The organism is Alteromonas sp. ABM1_013 (assembly GCF_056160505.1).
The window spans coordinates 111458-130896 of the sequence record NZ_JBSWXH010000002.1; the positions used below are offsets into that span (position 1 = coordinate 111458).

General features: G+C 45.3%; 16 protein-coding genes. 10 read left to right on the forward strand and 6 right to left on the reverse strand.

Annotation, left to right across the window (positions count from 1 at the left end; all coding sequences use genetic code 11):
• Nucleotides 1-6: 6 nt before the first annotated feature.
• Genes ACXAGK_RS05195 through ACXAGK_RS05215 form a run of 5 tightly spaced genes read right to left on the reverse strand, consistent with a single transcriptional unit; the run spans nt 7 to nt 5675 of the window.
• Nucleotides 7-1860 carry a leucyl aminopeptidase gene (locus ACXAGK_RS05195; protein ID WP_474854622.1) on the reverse strand — a complete coding sequence of 618 codons (1854 nt, stop codon included), beginning with the start codon at nt 1858-1860 and terminating at the stop codon, nt 7-9.
• Nucleotides 1857-2639: an ABC transporter permease gene (locus ACXAGK_RS05200; protein WP_474854624.1), complete on the reverse strand. Its 783-nt coding sequence runs from the start codon at nt 2637-2639 to the stop codon at nt 1857-1859. Before ACXAGK_RS05200 ends, ACXAGK_RS05195 begins: the two co-directional genes overlap by 4 nt.
• Complete coding sequence (locus tag ACXAGK_RS05205) at nt 2639-3361, reverse strand: ATP-binding cassette domain-containing protein (RefSeq protein ID WP_474854626.1); 723 nt, start codon at nt 3359-3361, stop codon at nt 2639-2641. Before ACXAGK_RS05205 ends, ACXAGK_RS05200 begins: the two co-directional genes overlap by 1 nt.
• On the reverse strand, nt 3352-4329 hold the full coding sequence (locus ACXAGK_RS05210) for a PQQ-dependent catabolism-associated beta-propeller protein (RefSeq protein ID WP_474854628.1): 978 nt from the start codon (nt 4327-4329) through the stop codon (nt 3352-3354). Before ACXAGK_RS05210 ends, ACXAGK_RS05205 begins: the two co-directional genes overlap by 10 nt.
• On the reverse strand, nt 4326-5675 hold the full coding sequence (locus tag ACXAGK_RS05215) for a type 1 periplasmic-binding domain-containing protein (RefSeq protein ID WP_474854630.1): 1350 nt from the start codon (nt 5673-5675) through the stop codon (nt 4326-4328). Before ACXAGK_RS05215 ends, ACXAGK_RS05210 begins: the two co-directional genes overlap by 4 nt.
• A 184-nt stretch (nt 5676-5859) precedes the next feature.
• Here ACXAGK_RS05215 and ACXAGK_RS05220 point away from each other — a divergent pair, with 184 nt between their 5' ends.
• The 4 genes from ACXAGK_RS05220 (at nt 5860) to ACXAGK_RS05235 (ending at nt 11086) form a co-directional block, all read left to right on the forward strand.
• Nucleotides 5860-6768 carry a substrate-binding periplasmic protein gene (locus tag ACXAGK_RS05220; protein WP_474854632.1) on the forward strand — a complete coding sequence of 303 codons (909 nt, stop codon included), beginning with the start codon at nt 5860-5862 and terminating at the stop codon, nt 6766-6768.
• Between the two features lie 300 nt (nt 6769-7068).
• The gene (locus ACXAGK_RS05225; RefSeq protein WP_474854634.1) at nt 7069-8856 is read left to right on the forward strand and encodes a PQQ-dependent methanol/ethanol family dehydrogenase; all 1788 of its coding nucleotides are present in this window, start codon (nt 7069-7071) and stop codon (nt 8854-8856) included.
• A gap of 293 nt (nt 8857-9149) precedes the next feature.
• Nucleotides 9150-9647 carry a cytochrome c-550 PedF gene (pedF, locus tag ACXAGK_RS05230; protein ID WP_014980237.1) on the forward strand — a complete coding sequence of 166 codons (498 nt, stop codon included), beginning with the start codon at nt 9150-9152 and terminating at the stop codon, nt 9645-9647.
• Nucleotides 9648-9814: 167 nt separating this feature from the next.
• Nucleotides 9815-11086, forward strand: a complete 1272-nt coding sequence (locus ACXAGK_RS05235) for a beta-propeller fold lactonase family protein (protein ID WP_474854636.1) — start codon at nt 9815-9817, stop codon at nt 11084-11086.
• 119 nt (nt 11087-11205) lie between these two features.
• On the opposite strand, the gene ACXAGK_RS05240 is transcribed toward ACXAGK_RS05235, so the two are convergent.
• Nucleotides 11206-12234, reverse strand: a complete 1029-nt coding sequence (locus ACXAGK_RS05240; RefSeq protein ID WP_474854638.1) for an alpha/beta fold hydrolase — start codon at nt 12232-12234, stop codon at nt 11206-11208.
• Between the two features lie 667 nt (nt 12235-12901).
• On the opposite strand from ACXAGK_RS05240, the gene ACXAGK_RS05245 reads away from it, so the two are divergent.
• The 6 genes from ACXAGK_RS05245 to ACXAGK_RS05270 all read left to right on the forward strand — a co-directional run bounded on the left by ACXAGK_RS05245 (nt 12902) and on the right by ACXAGK_RS05270 (nt 19396).
• A complete protein-coding gene (locus ACXAGK_RS05245) occupies nt 12902-14176 on the forward strand; it encodes a hypothetical protein (protein ID WP_474855579.1) in 1275 nt (424 codons plus the stop codon).
• Between the two features lie 162 nt (nt 14177-14338).
• The gene (locus tag ACXAGK_RS05250) at nt 14339-15646 is read left to right on the forward strand and encodes an ABC transporter substrate-binding protein (RefSeq protein WP_474830109.1); all 1308 of its coding nucleotides are present in this window, start codon (nt 14339-14341) and stop codon (nt 15644-15646) included.
• A 67-nt stretch (nt 15647-15713) separates the two neighbouring features.
• Nucleotides 15714-16586: a carbohydrate ABC transporter permease gene (locus ACXAGK_RS05255; RefSeq protein WP_071952603.1), complete on the forward strand. Its 873-nt coding sequence runs from the start codon at nt 15714-15716 to the stop codon at nt 16584-16586.
• A 3-nt stretch (nt 16587-16589) separates the two neighbouring features.
• Nucleotides 16590-17420, forward strand: a complete 831-nt coding sequence (locus ACXAGK_RS05260; protein ID WP_071959882.1) for a carbohydrate ABC transporter permease — start codon at nt 16590-16592, stop codon at nt 17418-17420.
• A gap of 12 nt (nt 17421-17432) precedes the next feature.
• Entirely contained in the window at nt 17433-18473 is a 1041-nt protein-coding gene (locus tag ACXAGK_RS05265) for an ABC transporter ATP-binding protein (protein ID WP_474854640.1), read from the forward strand.
• Between the two features lie 227 nt (nt 18474-18700).
• Nucleotides 18701-19396, forward strand: coding sequence for an HAD family hydrolase (locus ACXAGK_RS05270; RefSeq protein ID WP_474854642.1), 696 nt, complete (start codon nt 18701-18703; stop codon nt 19394-19396).
• Nucleotides 19397-19439: the final 43 nt, after the last annotated feature.

The window sequence follows — 19439 nt, forward strand, 5'->3', positions numbered from 1 at the left end:
GATGATTTATTGATTATTTTTTTTAGCGCAGCTGCTTAAGTAAGATAACAGCAGAGGAATAGGGCGGCCGGTTGCCGATAACGATTTGGTGTAGGTAAAAGCGGTTCCTGCCACATCGAGGTGAGCCCACGGGATGCCGTCAGCAAAGCGAGAGAGAAAGCAGCTTGCCGAAATAGCACCGGGAGAGTTTATACCCGTATTCATCATATCCGCGTGCTGAGAGGTAATAGCGTCTTGATATTCTGGCCAAAGTGGGAAAGGCCAGCACCTGTCGTTAGCCAGTTCTCCCGCATCAACTAACGCACTTTCAAGCGCTGATGAGTTGTTAAAAAGCGCAGTGGCTTTGTGCCCCAGTGCGCTAATGGCCGCGCCGGTTAGCGTTGCTACATCAATAATAACCGAGGGGGAGAACTGTTTCGCGTAGCTGATTGCATCGGCCATAAGCATACGCCCTTCTGCATCGGTGCTCATGACTTCCACGGTTTTTCCTGAGTGCATAGTAATGATGTCACCCGGGCGATAGGCTTTGCCATCAATTGCATTATCGGCGCTCGCCACAATACCAATAATATTTATATTTAACCCCAGCGTGGCAACCGCCTGAATGACGCCCAATACACAGCCAGCGCCTGCCATGTCGTAAATCATATGGCGCATATCAGGGCTGCGTTTTAACGTTATGCCGCCGCTGTCAAAGGTTACACCTTTGCCAATTAACACTACCGGCGGAGAATTCTCTAAACCTTTGGCTGTGTAGCGAAGAATAGGCATGGTGGCTGCGAACTGTGAACCTGCGTTTACCGCTAAATAGCCATTCATACCTAGCTGCTTCAGCGTACTTTCATTGAGGATATCGCAAGACACCGTATTAAAGGTTTGCGCCAGATTCTGAGCTTGTTCGACCAAATAATCTGGCGTACATAAGTTGGCTGGCATGTGGGCGAGATCTTTAGCCCAGGTCATCGCGTCATTAAGGGCCGTTTCATAGCTTATAGTGTGTGAAACGAGATGCTTTTGCGCGTTAGTAAAATGCTTGGCATCTAATGCAAGAGACAGCGAGCCCCTAATATCAAGTGCTTGGTTAATTGCTCCATTATTTGCGTTGTTGTTGCTATCGCGGACTCGACTGCTAGAAACCGAACGATTATTCGTCTTATAGCCTTTAAAGTGATAGCCGTGCTTGAAATAGCTTCTAAGTAGCGCACTCAGAAATGGTGAGTGGCTCGCAATAACGTTAACGGGGTCACTGCTTGCTGTTTCAGTGGTAGAAAGCGCCATTAACGACAGCGTTTCCAAGGTTACCGACACGTTTTTAAGTTTTTTAAACAATGCATCAAACTGCTGTTCTACGTAGCGAAATGCTGGCGCGTTAGTTTGGTTCAAGTCACTGGTGCTTTTTGAATTAAACGAAGAATTTGAATCGCTAGCGTAGCTTGAGCGGTTGACATTGGAAGGGTTCTTAATTCTAGATAAAGTCTTGGCATTAGATAAAATCTGGGTACGGCTAGAGGAGCTGAGGGCATTTGATGCTTCAAGAAACGGAAGGTCGACACCATAAAACAGCACCCGTTTTACTTCAGCTAATTGTTGGCTAATTTTGTTTTTTCCGCTGTTTTCAGTGTCTGAGATGTAACTTGTTTTAAACGCCTTAAGGCCTTGTACGAATACACATTGGCCTTTATTTCCTGCAAAACCTTCATCGTCAAAAACCTGCTCAATGTATGTCTTAGCGGGTGTTGAAAAGTGAAATAGTTGGCTCGCTAATAACTCGGGTGTAGTTAAAATAAGTAAGCAGTCACTATCGTCTAACGTTTCAACTTTATTGCTTTCATTAGCCCAAATTAGGTTTGCTTTTATCACGAGAAGCGTCCTTTTGAGGCTTTGGGGCGAAAGCTTCTCACAGCGAAAATAAAAGTGATAGCCGTAAGACAAAGTACAACGGCAAGCGCGTTGTGTTCGAGTTTTTCATAGAGCGCAAATCGCAGTAATTCTACGCCGCTACTAAAGGGGTTAAAGGCACAAATCTGATACAGCCATTCGCTGGCCTCACGCATTTTCCAAAGCGGGTATAGGGCGCTTGATAGAAAGAACAATGGGAAAATGACAAAGTTCATGACCCCGGCAAAGTTCTCTAGCTGCTTAATATAGTTTGCCAGTAATAATCCTAACGAACCTAAAAACAATGACAGTAGTGCAATAACAGGCAACGCATAAACGTATCCAAACGCAGATAGGCGTACATCCAGTAAAAGCGCAAAGGCAAAGAAGATGTACACCTGAATAGCGCTTACCAAAGTGTTGGCTATAAGCTTGCTGCCTAGCAGAAAAGGGCGGGGAACTGGGCTTAACAGCAGTACTTTCATGCTGCCCATTTCTCTGTCGTACACCATGGACAATGAACTTTGCATACTATTAAAAAGCACAATCATGGCGGCAAGCCCAGGTACAATATACTCTTCGTACAAAATATAACTCTCGTAAGGCTCGGTCATTGAAAGACCCAGGGCTGAACGAAACCCTGCGGCAAAAACAAATAGCCAAAGCAGCGGGCGCACCAATGCACTTAACAGGCGTGTACGTTGCTGCCAGAACTTCAGCTTCTCTCGGGTAAGTACGCCAACAAAACAGCGCCAATACATCAGGAGCCTTCCTGCATCAAATGCTGCCAAAGGTGCTCAATATCTTGTTGATGATACTTGGCTAACAAGGCTTCACATTTATCGTGGGCTAACACTCGTCCTTTTGATAGGACTATCAAGTTGTTGTTGTGCTTCACTTCTTCAAATAAATGCGTGGCCCACAGTACACTTACGTTTTGGGAATGAGCGAGTGCTTGTACTACCCGCAAAATAAGATGACGGGATTCTATATCTAAGCCAACGGTAGGCTCGTCTAGTAGCAGCAAGGATGGCTTGTGAATAAGGCAGCGAGCTAACTCGACCCGACGTCTGTGCCCGCCGTTTAAGTTGCGAATTTTTGTGTTGAGCTTGGTCGTAAGATCGAGCTCGTCGAGCAGGCTTTGAATATGAGATAGCGCGCTAGCGGTAGTTATGCCGTGGAGCGAAGCAAAGTAGGACAAATTTTGTTTTACTGATAAGTCGATATCTAAGGTACTTTGCTGAAATACCACGCCCATTTTCGCCATAATACTTGTGCGAGATTGAGACAGAGTAGCACCATCAAAGGTAATGCTGCCTTGCATGAGCTTTTGAAGGCCCGTAATTAGCGCAAACAAGGTACTTTTGCCTGCGCCATTTGGTCCAAGCAGCATGGTTAAGCCTGGTTTTAGGCAAAGGCTTATATTATTTAGCGCGTTGTGGCTGCCGTACTGATGTGAAACCGCTTGAACCGCTATTTCCATTTAACCGCCACGCCCCAAGGGTATCGCCCCACTTTTACCGTATGTTCTACGTTTAACGTGTGGGTATTGATGACAGAAACATCACCACTCACACCGTTAGTGGTCAACAATAAAGACTGATCTTGATTAAACGCTAATTGCCATACTCGTCGCCCAACCAAAATGTAGTCTTCCACTTCGAAGGTATCGGTATTGATGACCGCTATGCGATTCGCTGGGCCAAGCGCCACGAAGGCGTAGGGCTTATCTTTCATAAGCACAATACCCACTGGCTGAACCTTGTCGCGATAAACGCCTTTAATGGCAAAGGAAAGGGTCTTCACTTTTTGCTTAGTAGCAGTATCGAAAATACTAACGGTGCCACCTATTTCCGAGCTTACCCAAAGGTACTTATCATCTCTGGTAAAGTGAGCATCTCTGGGTCTTGCATCAACCAAGCTATTCGCAATATTTTCGTGAGTTTTGGTATCTATCCAGTGCACCATGTTAGTGGTTTCTGATGTGACGACCATCATGCTGCCGTCGTGACTCACAGCCAGCCCCTCAGGCTCTACGCCTACATCTATCTGAGAAATGACCTGAGCCGTTGGAATGTCGATAACAGTAAGAAGGGCATCGTCTTCATTAGCTGTGTAAATAGTGGTGCCGTTAGGATGTAATGCTATGGTTTCAGGATCTGCACCTGAGGGAAGATCGCCTACGATCGAATGGGTAGACAAATCCATAATTTGAATGCGATCAGCATCAGAGGCACAGATATATGCGTGGGACTGGTCTGCACTTAAAATAAACCCTCGGGGGCGCTCTCCAACCTCGATAGTTTCAATCACATCAAATGTCGTCATATCAATGACAGATAGCGTGTTGTCTTTTTCGTTAGTGACATACGCTTGAGGAAGTGCAAAGGCTTGAGGAAGTGCAAAGGCAGCCATTAAACTGCCAAGCAAGAGTGCAAAGCGATAGCTCATAACTTGTCCTTACAGGTAGTGTGTGTTGCGCCTAATGTGTCCAGTTCGTTGGTTTGGTGCAAAAAGCCTTCAAGGGGCGCATGAGTCACCAATGCGTCTTCGTGGGCCAGCGCAATAGGCTGACGAAATTGGTGAGTGTTGTGGCGAATAGAAAGAGGGCGGCCTTTATAGGCACCCAGCGTGTAGTGGTCGCTAAGCAAGGCGTCAAGTATTCCTTGCTGCTTTAAATCGCTTCCTTGCTGCGCAGCATTTGCCACCGCCGTTACCGCAAGATACGCGGCGAAGTCGACTTCATTCATGTGTCTGTTAAACCCGTCGTTAAAACGGCTTTGGAGCTGACGGGCGCCCCATTGTTCGTGGGTAAAATGCCAACCTAGCGCTTTTAGGCCGGCAGCACCTACCACAGGTACGGGATAATAGGTGTTAAAGGGTAGGCTATACGCGAATTGCGCCGCGCTATCAGCGGTAAAAACAGCCTGATAGGTTTCTGTTGTTCGCGTAAATTGAGGAATTTCAGCAAAGGCAGCCCTGCGTAAATCAAAAGTGTCCTGCCACTGTTTAGTTTCAACAAGTGAAAGTTTGAATTTTTTAGCGCTGCGTTTGAACGCGGCTAGGTATGCAGCATCGTCAGCGGTTTTTCCGTAAACTGCAAATATCTCGTCAATACGCTTAGTGCGAAACCACTGGGCTAGCGCGTCGGCTTTCATCTGATAACTGGGGATTGTATGAAACAAGGGCAGGCGACATGAATTTTGTCTCAGCAAATCATCGCTATTAGCTACGTTGAAAAATACGGCATTAGGAAGCGTGCTTTGAATATTGGCAATCAACTGCTCAATTGAGGCAGCCTTTACCTTATCACTGCTTCGCATGTCCAGTAATACAACGGGTGCAATGTTGCCTTGCTGATTGCTGCTTATTTCTTTGTGATTTGTGTTAGCACTTGAAGCAGAGTGCTTACGTGTTTTAGCTAAAGAAGCTTGCAGTTCGCCGATAGAAGGCACACTGATTTCAGTTAACTCAAACTGATAACCAAGAAATTTTCCCGTGATATTGGCATCCTCTATCGCCACACTTGCACCAGCTGTCCCCTCATTGCTGGGGGACTTTAAATAGTCTGGTGTGCCTGGTGGAGATGTGCCCGCAACTTTTATGTAAATGACAGGAATAGTGGCAAAAGAGGCCTGTGGTGCAGCTTGTTGAGTACGTGAAGGTTGCGCTTCATTATACGCGAGCGCGCTGTTTAAAAACGACAACAGAACGCAGCAACAAAGTGACGCTACACAGTTTTGATAACGCTTGCCGGTTAATCGTGTTTCAACCGTGCTTTTTACACCCTTTGCCATATACCACCCCGAGCTCAGCTGCATGCTTTTGCTGATATCTGTTTGTCTGACATAAGGGTATATGGCAATTTTCCCGAAGAACATCCTCCTAAAGGAGGAATGCTATGGCGCTAAAGTAGCATTAGTAAAATCACGCTAACCCCTTAGTATGCTTAAGAAGTTCGATTGAATAAGTGGGTAAGCTGTGCAGTTAGTTAAACCTTTTCGAGTTATTTTCATTTTACTCTGCCTGATAACGGGTTCTGCGCTTTCTGCGTTCGGGGAAGCAAGATCGTTAGACGATATTAAAGACAGCGGTTTAATTAGAATTGCGGTGTACACCGACTATCCTCCATTTTCATTTATTGAAAACGACAGCCCCACAGGTATTGATATTGATATCGCCCGTGAAATCGCGAGCGCCCTTGGTGTTGAGCTAGAACTGATATGGATGACACCAGGTGAAACGACAGAAGACGATTTCAGAAATTACCTATGGAAGGGCCATATAATTCATCGCATTAAGGCTGATGTGATGATGCGCGCGCCTTACGACCCAAGCTTTTCTCAAAAACGTGACGACGTGGGCTTGTTGGTTAATGAGCTTGTCCATATGTTTGCCCCTTATCAGCGTGAAAGCTGGCAAATCATTCACAACACGCAAACCTTGCCCGAAGTGGAAACCATGGGCATGTTTCAGTATCACACGATTGGTGCGGAAATAGACAGCATTCCCCACTTTTACTTAACGTCAGCGTTTGGCGGCCGATTGCGAGAAAAAACATCGCACTATGGCTCAAACGCAGAAGCGTTTGACGCGATGAAAGCGGGAACCGTCGAAGCGGTAATGGGATTGCGCTCGCAAATATCCTACCTCAGTCAGTTTGTTGATAATGAGCAATATCGCCTTGCAAGCAACGCGTTTCCGCTTATTGGAAAGCAAAAGTGGGACATAGGACTTGCTGTTCATACTAATTATCGCGCGCTTGGCTATGAAATTGGTGATGTAATTACGCGCATGGTAGTAGAGGGCGATATGCAACGGTTATTTGAGAAATACAAAACCATTTATGAGATGCCGCCCTATTTTGCGGGGCAAGAGCGTTCAGAATAAGATAATTCAGTATAAAAGCATGTGACCAATAGCGTTCAGAGCGATAGTACTTTAGGCAATAACTCAATGGCCAATTGCCTTCTTACCTCTAGCGCCGTTATCAGTCACGCATTACTTTAAAAAGACGTGAAAGCGTAAAGGCGTTAAACAAAAGGGAAAATAGCCCTTCATTCCTCCTCCTAAAGGAGGAGTCAAATCACTCCGCTGTTGCATAGGCATCGACATCCCCCCTAGCTATGCTAATCCTAACGAATAGTCTGAAACAGACCATTTATGGCCTACATGCAACTAGGAACCGTTATGAATAATAATATGCCAATTAAAAAACTTGCCCTATCTATGCTGGTTTGTGCAAGTGCGTTAACTCCTGTCCATGCTGTTGTCACCGACAAAGATATTCAAAATGACCACGTTACCACTGATGACGTAGTGACGTATGGAATGGGTTTGAAAGCTCAGCGCTATAGTCCGCTAACCGCTATCAACCGCGATACAGTAGAAGAAGTGCGTCCCGTGTGGGCGTTCTCATTAGGTGGTGAAAAGCAACGAGGGCAAGAATCGCAGCCTCTGGTAAAAGATGGTGTGATGTATGTAACCGGATCTTACTCTCGTGTGTGGGCCATCGATGCGAGAACGGGTGAAGAATTATGGCAATATGAGGCGCGTTTGCCAGACGGCATTATGCCTTGCTGTGACGTAATAAACCGTGGCGTAGCGCTTTACGATAATCTGGTCATATTTGGCACCTTGGATGCTAAATTAGTGGCATTGGATAAAGACACAGGTAAAACTGTTTGGAAGAAAAAAGTTGAAGACTACCGAGCGGGCTACGCCATTACTGCTGCTCCTATTGTTGTTGACGGAAAAGTCATTACAGGGATTTCCGGTGGTGAATTCGGTATCGTCGGTAAAGTGTATGCTTACGATGCGAAGTCTGGCAAACAGCTATGGGTTAGACCTACTGTTGAAGGGCACATGGGGTATCTATGGCAAGACGGTAAGAAAACCGAAAATGGAATTTCAGGCGGCGCGCCAGGCAAAACATGGCCTGCTGATTTATGGAAAACCGGTGGTGCAGCAACCTGGCTTGGCGGCACTTACGACTCAGATACAGGCTTGCTATTCTTCGGTACGGGTAACCCTGCACCGTGGAACTCTCACCTGCGTCCTGGCGATAACTACTTCTCGTCTTCACGCTTAGCTATCGACCCTAATACAGGCAAAATTGTGTGGCATTTCCAAACCACGCCGCACGATGGCTGGGACTTCGATGGCGTAAACGAGCTTATCTCGTTTGACTACCAGGAAAATGGCAAGACAGTGAAAGCGGCGGCAACCGCCGACAGAAATGGCTTTTTCTACGTCCTTAACCGCGAAAACGGTGACTTCATTCGCGGCTTCCCGTTCGTTGATAAATTGAACTGGGCAAAGGGGCTAGATGAAAAAGGTCGACCTATCTACATTGAAGAAAATCGCCCAGGAAGCCCAGCGCAATCAGCTGATGGTAAACAAGGCGCACAGGTTGTCGCTCGCCCTGCGTTCTTAGGCGGTAAAAACTGGATGCCAATGGCCTATTCAAAGGATACTGAACTCTTTTATGTGCCTTCAAACGAATGGGAAATGGATATCTGGAACGAGCCAACCTCTTACAAGAAAGGTGCAGCGTACCTTGGTGCGGGCTTCACCATCAAATCAGTGAATGAGGACTTTATCGGCGTACTTAAAGCGATTGACCCTAAAACAGGTAAAACCGTTTGGCGCTATAACAACTTCTCTCCACTTTGGGGCGGCGTGTTAACCACAGGTGGTGGTTTGGTTTGGACCGGTAACCCTGAAGGTTATCTTATGGCCTTTGACGACAAAACCGGCGAAATGGTTTACAAGTTTCAAACTGGCTCAGGTATTGTTGGCTCTCCAGTGACATGGGAAATGGATGGTGAGCAGTACATCTCTGTACTATCAGGATGGGGCGGCGCAGTGCCATTATGGGGCGGTGAAGTTGCAAAACGCGTGAAGCACTTCAACCAAGGCGGCACAGTGTGGACGTTTAAATTGCCCAAGCGCTATCAGCAGGTGGCAAAAAACTAATCTTAGCTGAGCAGTAAATAGTGATTAATACATGGCCAGCGCCTACGTGCGCTGGCCTTTTTTCATCACCTATTCATTAACCTGTTGCAAGGTAAGTCTTTATCATTCTTAAGGGCGTTATTTCGACTTTGACTTTAGTACTAACGTTGAAGCAGCAACGGTAAAACTTGCGCTTTCAGTGGCTATCATTGTGGTCTCCTACCAAAGGAGGAGCCTTTCGAAACCAAAGTAGAGTTACCCCTTATTTCCTCGTACGTATACTTAATTCATAGTCTTTTGAGGATGTATGAATTATGAAAACAAAAATATCGATGTTGTTTGCGGCACTCGTGGTAACTGGCTTGTCTGGCCACGTGTTTGCACATGGAAATGTTATCCCTCAAGGAGCAGATAGCTCAGCTATGCCGCCCATCACTGATGGCGATGAGTCTGAAAATGGCTGGGTGTTTGAAAACCCATATCGAAGCCTTGATGAAGAAACCAAAACGAAGGTCATCAAGTTTGGTGAGTCAGCTTATGCAAATAACTGTGCAGGTTGTCACGGCCTGCACGCGCAGTCTGGCGGAATAAACCCAGACCTTCGTGAACTCGACCCAGAAAGCTTTGAAGACGACGAATGGTTCGTTGAGCGCTTGCGTTTTGGCTCGGCTAAAGGCATGCCCGCACTTGGCGGTATTCCTGAAGGTCAAACCGATCCTATCCTAGATCAAGAAACACTTTGGGCTATTAAAACCTACGTTGAAGCACGTCGCGTTGTGGCCATTGAAGAGGGTGAGATAGAAGCAGATTAAGGTGACTGCTACACCTTTTTCGCCGGGTTAACGTCGAGTTGCCCGGCGCTTTTCGTTTTAGCGTGATTTTCGTACAACTTGGCTGTTTCTATTGCAATAGTGTCGGTAACTTAGCAGCATGGTGTTTGTGTTTACCGTTTAAAATGCTCTCTTCAATTGGAAACCTAATGACCACGTCAATTGCTCGCTCTTTTTGTGTCATCACGTTAATCACTTCTCCTATGTTGTGGAGTTCGTCCTATGCCAAAGCGACACAAGTCGCGTCTCCATCAGATGGGATTGAAACAGTAAAAAGCGCTTCGTTATTAGAAGATAAAGCGCCGCTTATCCCTATGGCCACCTATCCTATAGATAACAAGCCTCTGCCTAGATTTAGCGTTGATGCAAGCTGGCCATCGTTGCCCGAAACCTGGATGCTCGGACAGGTGTCGGGTCTTTCTATCGATAAATATGATCACGTGTGGATATTGCAACGTCCCAACTCTCTGGGTAAAACCGATACAGGGCTTGTTGCAACACCTCCTACTGCGGTGTGTTGTGAACCAGCCCCCCATGTTATTCGTTTTACGCCCGATGGCGAGGTAGCTACAGCATGGGGCGGAGAAAACAATGCACCTACGATAGACGGTGTAAACCAATGGCCGGTAAACGTACACGGTCTATTTGTTGATGAAAATGACACGGTTTGGTTAGCTGGGAATGGCAAAGACGACCATGTGTCTGTAGGTTTTACTTTTGATGGCGAGTTTGTAAAAGGCATAGGTAGGCGTGGGCAGACCAACGGCAATATGAACCTGCATACTTTGGGTAATCCCGCAGATATGTTCATGGACAGTACACACAACGAGTTAGTGATTGCAGATGGCTATATTAATGCGCGCATTGCAAGTTTTGATGTTGAGAAAGAGAAGGCCACTCACGTGCTTGGTGCTTATGGAGAAAAGCCATTAGGGCCCACTCGCGAAGGAGATTTCGATCAGTCCCAAGCTACTCAGCCGCAAAAGCAGGGAATAGACCCGGAAAATCCTTTGTTTGGGAATATCGTGCATTGTATAAATCAAGACAGCGACGGGTTTATCTATGTTTGCGATCGTCGAAACAACCGTCTTCAAATATTTAAACGGGAAGAAAGCGGAGATATCCGCTTTGTAAAAAACTTTGCCGTACGGCCAGAAACCGGAGGGTTAGGTACAGCAACTGATGTGGCATTTTCACCCGACGGAAAATACTTGTACGTAGCCGATATGATGAACGGGCGTATTTGGATTTACGATAGAAAGTCTCATGAAAAGCTAGGTTCGATAGGTAAGAACGGTCGCTATCCAGGTCAATTTATATGGCTACACAGTATTGATACCGATAGCGAAGGAAACTTGTACACCACCGAAGTTAATACGGGTAGACGAGTTCAAAAGCTGGTATTTCAGGGCGTTAAATAACGCCCTTTTATAACAGTAATGAACCGTTATCGGATTTGGGCGCAAAGGCAAAGAAAAATACCTTAATGCGCCCCAGAAATTTACTATCGGTTTTCTAGAAAGTAATAACTACGCAGAGATTAGTCATGTAATGCGTCTAAAAATGGCACCTTAAATCGCTCAAAAGCTTCAATGTGGGGCAGGTGCCCTAACCCTTCTAATTCAACAACATGGATGTTTGAATTGCGTGATTGTACTTCCTTGCCTAATTTGTCGTAGCGACCTAATTCTCTACTTACCTTGTCATGTTTGTTTGCCCGTCCAGGCGCAGTGCGATCACGGGTACCTAATATTAGTGTGGTTGGCAGGGCTAAATCATCAAACTCTTCAATAACCGGCTGCGTAAATATCATATCGTAGGTCAGCGCATTAACCCATGCTAGTGTTTCCCAGTCTGGGCCGTTTATCCACCCTTGTAAAAACTCGGCATGCTCGGCATATGTGTTGTTCCACGCACCGTCGTAATAGTTTTTTGTTTGATAATTAACGATCATTTCTGGCGTTTTCTTAAGCTCACTTTGGTATACCGTTTCAATGTCGGTGTAACTTTCATACAGCAAGTAGTTTTCTAAACCTATGGGGTTTACCAAAATAAGGCTTTCGCTTGTGTCGGGGGAAAGCAATGCAAATCGCGTAGCCAACATACCGCCCATGGAGTGACCAACGATAATACTTTTTTCGATGTTTAAAGACTGCATCAGTTGTCGAGTATTATTCGCAAGCGTGGCAAAACTGTATTGATATTGTGAGGGTTTAGACGATTTTCCAAAGCCTATTTGGTCGGGTATAAGCACACCATAGCCCTGACTTTGCAGAAGGCGAACTGTACTTTCCCAATACGAACCGTTGAAATTTTTTCCGTGGAAAAGTGTTACAACCGGCTTGTCTTTTTTAGGGGGCAAAAACATATAAGCCATTTCAAGATCGATCCCCTGTGAAGAGAAGCTAAACATTTTTGCATCGAATGGATATTCCACCGTGCTTAAGCGTTTATCAAATGCGGGGCGGGCTAGCGAATTGGCGTCGGTTCCCAGTGCAAGAGAGACGTGTGAAAAGAGTAGCAATGACAGCATGCCATGAATTAGCAATACCTTTACATTTTTGAGCATAAATCACCTTCAGGCCGGATCAAAAGCGGAACGAGCCCAGTATGGCATACCCGCTTTTATCTACCCACTCATCCTCGCCTAGATACGACAACAGTACAAAATTTAGCGATGCTTCCCGATAATCTCAATATGGCGCAAATGCTCTTGCTGTGTTCTTTTGATTGCCCTTGCTTTATTTGTTCATTATTTTTAATCAAAAATAACCCTTTTGATAGCCTTTAAAGGTAAGGGTGTGTAAAAAGTGATTTTACTTTTTATTAAATTTTGAAAATTTACAATTAAAGTTAACAATTTAAAGATCTTTGATATCAACCGTTTGTGATTTTTGTGCTATGCATTGATAAAAACTTGTTAATTTTTTGGTTGACGGGGATAACAAATGGTGGTCATATCCTCACATGTTGAGCATTTGATCTTTATGTGAGCATTTGGGTTTTGGTGATGTTTTTCCCGATTTCTCCAAGATACGAAGACTCTTCAAAAATTACACTCCACACAATTACGAAAGAATAATAGAGGGTTCACAATGGGACTAGATACAACGAAACACGTGACGCAATCAACTAAGTTCGCTAAACGCGCATCTTTAAGTCTGATCGCTGCCGCTGTATTAGCGGCTACCGTGCCAACGTTAGGTATGGCGCAAGAGCTAAGCCAAGAAAAGCCGATGTACGTACCACCTAGTGAACCCAATGAATTTCTTGATGGACGAGTGCAAGTTAACTTCTTAGCTATGCAGAACTACCAAGCTATCCAAGCCAAAGATGGTGCGTTCCGTCCAGAAGATGAAACTCAGTCAGATGGCTTTGGGCGTCTTCGCGTTAACTTAATGTTCAAGTTCAAAATTACTGAAAACATAACTGCCGATATTGATATCGCTGAAGAGCCTAATGACTTCGGTAATAATGGCGACAGAGACTTCTCATTCCACCAAGATTTTGCCGGCGTTGAGTTTGATATGTTTGGTTTGACAGGCTATGAAAAAGAGAACGCTAGCCTTATTCTGCGTGTGGGCAACATAGGTGCCTCTCCTTTCCAGTTTAAAGGTTTCCAAGACGGTGCGGACAACCAAGGTAACGCACTTATCGGTAACGGTATTAACGACTACGCCACTGCCGAAAACGGTATTCAGCTAAGCTATACCGAAACCTTCGATAGCGGCATTCTTCGCTCATACAATGTGGCGGGTCACATGACTACGTCAAGCTTTGGTGAAGCTTTTCAGGAAGATCGCGGCTACAACTACCGCTTGCAAGGTACCTTGGAATTTGAAGGTGGCTTTAAAGCCGGTCTTAACTTCTTCAATGCTAATCAAGGCGAGCAACTTGTATTCGAAAACGGTCTTGCCAGCTTAGATGGCGTTACCACTACCAACTATCGTTTTGGTGACGGTGAAAACTATAACTTTTCTGCGTCTGCCTCTAGTGAACGTGATACTCACGTAGGTGTACTACCAGGGCTTAATCAATCAATTATGCAGCTTAACTTGGCGTATCAGCCAAGTGACCAAACCAGCGTTATTTTAATGTTAGGTAAAGCAACTGATGATTATACCTTTGCAGACGTAGAAGGTAATGCTGTTGCAGGTATCACTTACTTCGGTAATGAAGGCGTGTTAGACCCAACAGGTACTACGTTCGATTCTAACCAAGTCATTGAGGCTGATTCGTCAGTTGAATACTGGGTAGTAGAAGCGCAGCAATACATTATTCCAGAGAAGCTCTATGTTGCTGCACGTTATGCAGAATCTGAAAATACGTCAGACCTTATTGAGCAAACAGATAATGACGTGACTCGTCTACAGGTATCAGCGGGCTATTGGATCAACGACCGTACCCTTTGGAAAGTTGAATACGTAGACCAAGACGAAGGCGTTAATTCTGGCGGTCAAATTGGCGCAGGTTTCGACGGTCTAACGTCTGAAATTTCAGTTAAGTTTTAATCGCTAACCAAGTTTTAACACAAAAGGTTAGGCACTGAGTTGCTTCGCTGCCTAACCACCTAACTTACTTTAATACCTCTGATTTTTTTATCCCCGCTTTAACCAAATTTGGGCGGGGAGGGGAAAGTCATATCTGATAAGAGTACAAAGGGGAGAGACCCGATGTTAAAAAAACTATCTTTAATTGTAGCCAGCGCACTAACCATTAACGCGGCGGCGCAAGCAGAAACTATCACTATCGCTACCGTTAACAATGGCGACATGATCACCATGAAGTCGCTTAGCAGCGAGTTTGAAAAGCAGCACCCTGATATCGACCTCAAATGGGTAACGTTAGAAGAAAACATTCTTCGTCAGCGCGTTACTACCGACGTTGCTACTAGCGGTGGGCAGTACGATGTAATGACAATTGGCACTTATGAAGTACCAATTTGGGGCAAGCAAGGCTGGCTTACCGAACTTAACGGGCTAGGTGACGATTACGATATTGACGACTTGTTACCTGCCATTCGCAGTGGCCTTTCCGTAAACGACAAGCTTTATGCTGCACCGTTTTATGGTGAAAGTTCAATGGTGATGTACCGCACTGACCTAATGGAAAAAGCGGGCTTAGAAATGCCGAAAGCACCTACATGGAGCTTTATCAAAGAAGCTGCTGCAGCAATGACCGATAAAGACGCCGGGGTATACGGCATTTGTCTTCGCGGTAAAGCTGGGTGGGGCGAAAACATTGCGCTATTAACGTCAATGTCTAACTCTTTTGGTGCTCGCTGGTTCGACGAAAATTGGAAGCCGCAGTTCGACTCTAAAGCGTGGAAAGACACCTTAGAGTACTACGTAGATGTGATGGAAAAATACGGTCCTCCAGGTTCTTCAGCCAATGGTTTTAACGAAAACTTAGCACTGTTCCAAACCGGTAAATGCGGCATGTGGATTGACGCTACAGTAGCGGGTGGCTTTGTTACTAATGAAAAAGACTCTGAAGTTGCCGACAAAGTAGGTTTCGCGCTTGCTCCTGATAACGGTCTAGGTAAACGTGGTAATTGGCTTTGGGCTTGGACTTTAGCTATTCCATCAAGCAGTAAGAAAACCGATGCGGCGATGAAGTTCATCAGCTGGGCAACATCAAAGGGATATTCAAACTTAGTTGCAGATAAAAAAGGTTGGGCGAATGTCCCTCCGGGCACACGTACCTCATTGTATGAGAACGACGCTTATTTAGAAGCCGCGCCGTTTGCACAAATTACCCTAGATTCGATTAATTCTGCAGACCCGAAAAACCCAACAGTAGAGCCTGTGCCCTACGTAGGTATTCAGTTTGTCGCAATTCCTGAATTCCAAGGTATTGGTACCGCAGTAGGTCAACAGTTTAGCGCCGCGTTAACCGGCCGGATGACGGTAGACCAAGCACTGCAAAGCTCACAGCGTTTAGTTGAACGCGCTATGCGCAAAGCGCGCTACCCAAAATAAACAGCGTTAACCACAGGGAAAGTGCTTTATTGCACTTTCCCATTTAATAATTATAAGAGGGCTAGTCATGGCGACCACACAATCTCGTACTTTAGCCAAAATCATGCTTTTTCCTTCGGTCTCTTTGCTTTTAGCATGGATGATCGTGCCTTTATGCATGACCCTTTATTTCTCGGTATTAGACTATAACTTGCTTATGCCGGGCGATAACGAATTCATCGGCTTTCTCAACTACGAGTTCTTTTTAACTGACCCCGCATTCATCGAGTCATTTTTTAACACCTTGCTGCTAGTAGGCGGTGTGTTGTTTATCACCATTTGTGGCGGAATTGGCTTAGCGGTTTTATTAGACCAGGCAATATGGGGGCGAAACTACGTACGCATTATGGTACTTGCGCCATTTTTCGTTATGCCTACGGTATCGGCGCTGGTATGGAAAAACATGTTTATGAACCCAGTGAATGGTCTGTTTGCCCACTTCGCTGAGTTTATTGGCGTAACGCCTATCGACTTTTTTGCTGAACTGCCTTTACTGTCAATCATCATCATTGTGTCGTGGCAGTGGCTACCGTTTGCAGCACTGATTTTGCTTACGGCTATTCAATCGCTTGACCGAGAGCAGCTAGAAGCGGCAGATCTTGACGGTGCAGGCCCGTGGAGCAAGTTTGTATATATCGTGTTACCTCACCTTTCTCGCGCGGTTACGGCGGTGATCCTTATCGAGACGATTTTCTTATTATCGATTTTCGCCGAAATCCTAGTAACGACCAGCGGTGGCCCTGGATATTCATCGACCAATATTACTTACCTTATTTATACCCAATCGCTTTTGCAGTTTGATGTAGGCGGTGGTTCGGCAGGCGGCATCGTGGCAGTGGTTATTGCCAACATAGTCGCTATTTTCCTAATGCGCCTTATTGGCAAGAACTTAGAGGGATAAGTAATGGCGATTAAAGATACGAATAAATCAAAACTTATCTACACCCTTGCGGCGTGGACAGTAAGCGGGATGATTTTCTTCCCCATTCTTTGGACGATTATTACAAGCTTCAAAACAGAGTCAGAGGCTATTTCTGCTTCGCCGAGTTTGTTTATGTTCGATTGGACCTTAGAGAACTATGCAGAGGTGCTTTCTCGCTCTCCTTATTTCGACCATTTTATGAACTCAGTTGTGATTTCGCTTGGGGCTAGCCTCCTTGGATTGCTAATTGCTATTCCAGCAGCTTGGTCGATGGCGTTTGTCCAAACTAAGCGCACAAAGAACCTACTTATGTGGATGCTTTCTACCAAGATGCTTCCACCGGTAGGCGTGTTAATTCCTATTTACCTGCTATTTCGCGATTTTGGATTATTAGATACGCGCATTGGTCTGGTCATCGTAATGACGCTTATCAACCTGCCTATTATGGTGTGGATGCTTTATACCTACTTTAGAGAAATCCCTAATGAAATATTAGAGGCGGCACGCATGGATGGCGCTGGAATAAAGCAAGAGATCTTCCAAGTGCTGCTGCCGATAGCGCTGCCAGGCATTGCCTCAACATTACTGTTAAACGTTATTTTGGCGTGGAATGAGGCATTTTGGACACTCATTCTTACAGCAGCTAACGCAGCGCCTTTAACAGCATTTATTGCCAGTTACTCAAGTCCAGAGGGTTTATTTTACGCAAAATTATCAGCCGCCTCAGTAATGGCCGTAGTGCCCATTCTTATTCTTGGTTGGTTTAGTCAGAAACAGTTAGTGCGCGGCTTAAGCTTCGGCGCAGTTAAATAGGAGAGCTTCAAAATGGGAAGTATTACCTTAAAACAAGTAACAAAAAGCTTCGGCGACGTTAACGTGATTAAGCCGTTGGACTTAGAAATTCGAGATGGTGAATTTATTGTATTCGTTGGGCCGTCGGGTTGCGGTAAGTCAACCTTGCTTCGCATGATTGCCGGCCTTGAAGATACTACAAGCGGTACTATCGAAATCGATAACCAAGACGCAACTGACATGCCGCCCGCCCAGCGTGGTTTGGCTATGGTGTTTCAGTCTTATGCCCTTTACCCTCACATGTCGGTGCGTAACAACATTGCGTTTCCGCTAAAACAGGCGAAAGTAGAGCCTGCAATCATTGAGCAGAAAATTGAAAAAGCGGCGAAAATGCTTAACCTTACCGATTACCTTGACCGAAAACCAGGTCAGCTTTCGGGCGGACAGCGCCAGCGTGTTGCTATCGGACGTGCTATAGTACGCCAGCCTTCAGCGTTCTTGTTTGATGAGCCGCTGTCGAACTTAGATGCATCACTTCGCGTTAATATGCGCCTAGAAATATCTGAACTTCATAAAAGCTTAGATACCACCATGATTTATGTTACTCACGATCAAGTTGAAGCCATGACCATGGCCGACCGTATTGCGGTATTTAATGGCGGTATTATTGAACAAGTGGGTACGCCTTTAGAGCTTTATCAAAAGCCAGTAAACCAGTTCGTGGCAGGCTTTATCGGTTCACCAAAAATGAACTTTATTAGCGTAGATGCAAAAACGGGTGACCCGACGTGCAGCTTGGGCGTGCGCCCAGAGCACTTTAGGATTACCGAAGAAAAAGGCCTGTGGACCGGTAGAGTTGGCGTGATTGAGCACTTAGGGTCTGAAACCTTTTTGCATGTTCATGTTGATAGTGTCGGTACATTAACAGTGAAAGCCGATGGTGATTGTAAAGTGGCCTACGGCGACATAATTAACTTAACGGCAGCGCAAGAGAAAATCATGCACTTCGACAAAGATGGCGTAACTATCCCCGAGTTGTCTTGGGGAGAAAAAACGTCGTCTTCTGCGGCTTAGTTGCATTGTTGACGCGTTGAACACAAGGTATCAATGAGCGCATAGCAAGTACACTATTAGGTTCTCAACATTAGTTAATAGTGTACTTCTTTGCCGTTAGGACATTAGCGCTCACCGGAAAGACAGAACATAGATAGCATGTTTTAAACCAAGATTTAGTCAGTAACCGTAGCAAGGTATGGAAGGCATATCTGGCAAACAACGGGCAAAATAAGCAAGGAATTATTATGGAGCAGAAAAAGCCAACAGCACTTAACACCGATATCGAGTTGGTTATTTTCGACTGTGATGGCGTACTTATTGACAGTGAAATTTTGTGTAAACGCGTGCTTATTTCTATGCTTTACGACCTTGGCGTTAGAATAGATGGTGATTACTTCGATAGGCACTTTCTAGGTAAAAGTTATGAGTCTGCAAAAGCGCAGATAGCCGAAGACTTTAACATCAACCTACCCGTGGCTTTTAAGGACGATTATCTAACTGCACTATTGGCTGTGTTTGCCGAAGAACTTATCCCCACACCTGGCTTAGAGGCTATTTTACAGCGTCTTTTGGTTAGAAAATGTATTGCGACCAGTAGTCATCCTGAACGAGTCACCTTTTCTTTAAAAACGACGGCATTAGACAGTATTTTTAATGGCGATGTAACCACAAGTGCTGAAGTTACAAGAGGGAAACCTGCGCCTGATATTTTTCTGTTGGCGGCAGAAAAGATGGGCGTATTACCTGAAAAATGCCTAGTTATAGAAGATTCTGATGCAGGCATTAAGGGTGCGTTAAGTGCCGGAATGTCGGTAGTGAAATACACGGGGGCGAGTCATATTGAAGGGGGAGTATCGAGTGCATTTGAAGGCGTACCGGTGATCGAGCACTGGCGCGAGCTCCCTGATCTTTATCCAACGCTGTTTGAATCATCTAACTAAGCTCAATATTAATACCACAAAGTAGAGAAGATACTTCTCGAGC